Consider the following 2,557-nt stretch of genomic DNA (forward strand, 5'->3'; position numbering starts at 1 on the left):
ATCCCTTTTCACGGGGTGAAAAGGGATCTGACCCCGTTCCGACGCCGCCCCCTGCGGCGTTCAGGGGTTGACTTGACCCGCGCCCGATGATCTGCGTACAATCCCGCTCCTGTCCGCCCTCGATGGCGGCAGCTCAGACCACAATAACTACAGAGGAAGGCCTGGTCATGTACGCAGTACTGGTCACCGGCGGTAAGCAATACCGCGTGGCGCAGGGCGAAAAGCTCCGCATTGAAAAGCTCGAAGTCGAAGTCGGCAGCGAGATCAAGTTCGACAACATCCTGATGCTGGGTGACAGCGACGGCGTGAAGCTGGGCGATGCGCTGAAGGGCGCTGCCGTCACCGCCAAGGTCCTGTCCCAGGGTCGTGCTGACAAGGTCCGGATCATCAAGTTCCGTCGCCGCAAGCACCACATGAAGCGTCAGGGTCACCGTCAGTACTACACCGAAATCGAGATCACCGGCATCGCCGGCTAAGCATCAGGAGAAGCAGTCATGGCACATAAAAAGGGCGTAGGCTCCTCGCGCAACGGTCGCGACTCCAACCCGAAGTACCTGGGCGTCAAGATCTTCGGCGGCCAGGCCATCGAAGCCGGCAACATCATCGTGCGTCAGCGCGGCACCCAGTTCCACCCGGGTTCGGGCGTTGGCCTGGGCCGTGACCACACCCTGTTCGCCCTTGTGGACGGCAAGGTGGAGTTCTCGGTCAAGGGCGCCAAGAAGCGTCGCACCGTCAGCATCGTCTCGGCCGACGCCTGATCCAGGCATCGCCGGCACCCGTGCCCCGGCATGGGAGTGCTGCATGAAGAGCCCCGCTTCGGCGGGGCTTTTCGTTAGAGTTGAAGCAAGACCGGCCAGGCCGGGCTGCCGGCCATCGGCAGGCATAACATTCAAGGCGGCGGCCTGCAGGCCACGCCCATCGCAGGCATCGAAACAATGAAACTGGTAGACGAAGCAGAAATCGAAGTGTTCGCCGGCAACGGCGGCAACGGCTGCATTGGCTTCCGTCGCGAGAAGTTCATTCCGCTCGGCGGCCCGGACGGCGGCGACGGCGGTGCGGGCGGCAGCGTGTACATCCGCGCCGACGAAAACCTGAACACCCTGGTCGACTTCCGCCATGACCGCATCTTCAAGGCGCAGCGCGGCGAGAACGGCATGGGCCGCCAGGCCTATGGCAAGGGTGGCGAAGACCTGACCATCACCGTGCCGGTCGGCACCGTGGTGATCAACGTGGCGACCGATGAAGTCATCGGCGACCTGACCCAGCACGGCGATCGCCTGCTGGTGGCCAAGGGCGGTCGCGGCGGCCTGGGCAACATGCACTTCAAGAGCTCGACCAACCGCTCGCCGCGCCAGGCGTTGCCGGGCGAGCCGGGCGAGGAGCGCACGCTGAAGCTGGAGCTGAAGCTGCTGGCCGATGTCGGCCTGCTGGGCTTCCCCAACGCTGGCAAGAGCACCCTGATCCGCGCCGTTTCGGCGGCGACGCCGAAGGTGGCTGATTACCCGTTCACCACGCTGTACCCGAACCTGGGCGTGGTGAAGGTGGAGAACCACCGCAGCTTCGTGATCGCCGACATTCCCGGCCTGATCGAAGGCGCGGCCGATGGCGCCGGCCTGGGCGCGCAGTTCCTGCGCCACCTGCAGCGCACCCGCCTGCTGCTGCACCTGGTGGACATCTCGCCGATGGAAGGTGGCGTGGACGGCATCTCGCCGGTGGAGCAGGTGCGTGCGATCGAGCGCGAGCTGGGGAAGCACGATCCGGAACTGCTGAAAAAGCCGCGCTGGCTGGTGCTGAACAAGGCTGACCTGATGTTCGAAGACGAGGCGCAGGCCGCGGCCGAGCAGATCGTTGCCGAGCTGGGCTGGAAGGAGCCGTGGTTCCTGGTCTCCGCACTGGGTCGCGAAGGCACCTTCCCGATCATGAGCCGGATCATGGCCTTCTTCGATCGCCAGAAAGAAGAAGAGCAGGAAGCCCGCGACGCGCAATGATGGCGTTGTGGTTCCATGCGGAAAACCCGGCTTCGGCCGGGTTTTTTGTTGGATAATAGAGAAAATGAAGTTTTTATAAGGAAAGAAGGGGTTGTTTTGAAAGATGTAAATTCTATCTTTATGAGAGAAAAGATTGCTAGTTCTTATCTTTATTTTATTTCTTTTCTTGGTTTGGTTACTATAACTATATCTTTACTTGAAATTAAAATCCCTTCTCATCCAACAATACTAATAGTGTTGTTACTATTTATGGGGATTGCTGAGTATTTTCCTGTAAGATTTTGGAGAGGAACTAGCTCGCTTACCTTTCCGATAATTTACGCTATGAGTTGGCAGTTTGGAATCCATATAACTATTGTTGCTATTGTACTCGTCACGCTAATTATTCACCTGCATCGTCGTTCACCGATACAAAGAATGTTATTTAATAGTACTCAGCATGCACTTAGTTTGTTCTTGGCCGAATGGTTTTCAGACAAATGTATGTCCTTAATAGTTAATAAGATAGGTATGTCAGTTCTGTATGAGAATTTAATATCTTTGTTATTATTTTGCGTGATTTTTTGTTT

General features: G+C 57.8%; 4 protein-coding genes. All 4 read left to right on the forward strand.

Annotation, left to right across the window (positions count from 1 at the left end; translation table 11 throughout):
- The first annotated feature begins 167 nt into the window (after positions 1–167).
- Positions 168–476: a 50S ribosomal protein L21 gene (rplU, locus tag ABGA94_RS19045; RefSeq protein ID WP_005408557.1), complete on the forward strand. Its 309-nt coding sequence runs from the start codon at positions 168–170 to the stop codon at positions 474–476.
- 18 nt (positions 477–494) lie between these two features.
- Complete coding sequence (rpmA, locus tag ABGA94_RS19050; protein WP_005415704.1) at positions 495–758, forward strand: 50S ribosomal protein L27; 264 nt, start codon at positions 495–497, stop codon at positions 756–758.
- A 177-nt stretch (positions 759–935) separates the two neighbouring features.
- Positions 936–1,988 (forward strand): Obg family GTPase CgtA, encoded by a 1,053-nt coding sequence (cgtA, locus tag ABGA94_RS19055; RefSeq protein WP_069139083.1) that lies wholly within the window; start codon positions 936–938, stop codon positions 1,986–1,988.
- Positions 1,989–2,036: 48 nt separating this feature from the next.
- Positions 2,037–2,557 (forward strand): hypothetical protein (locus ABGA94_RS19060; RefSeq protein ID WP_375367929.1); only part of this gene is annotated, 521 nt, incomplete at its 3' end.

It is taken from the genome of Stenotrophomonas sp. 3diitr2024, from assembly GCF_042136455.1.
Taxonomy (GTDB): Bacteria; Pseudomonadota; Gammaproteobacteria; order Xanthomonadales; family Xanthomonadaceae; genus Stenotrophomonas; species Stenotrophomonas sepilia.

Bases quoted from the DNA above. Each gene is read 5' to 3' on its own strand.
- cgtA (WP_069139083.1), top strand. From the start codon at position 936: ATGAAACTGGTAGACGAAGCAGAAATCGAAGTGTTCGCCGGCAACGGC.
- rpmA (WP_005415704.1), top strand. From the start codon at position 495: ATGGCACATAAAAAGGGCGTAGGCTCCTCGCGCAACGGTCGCGACTCC.
- rplU (WP_005408557.1), top strand. From the start codon at position 168: ATGTACGCAGTACTGGTCACCGGCGGTAAGCAATACCGCGTGGCGCAG.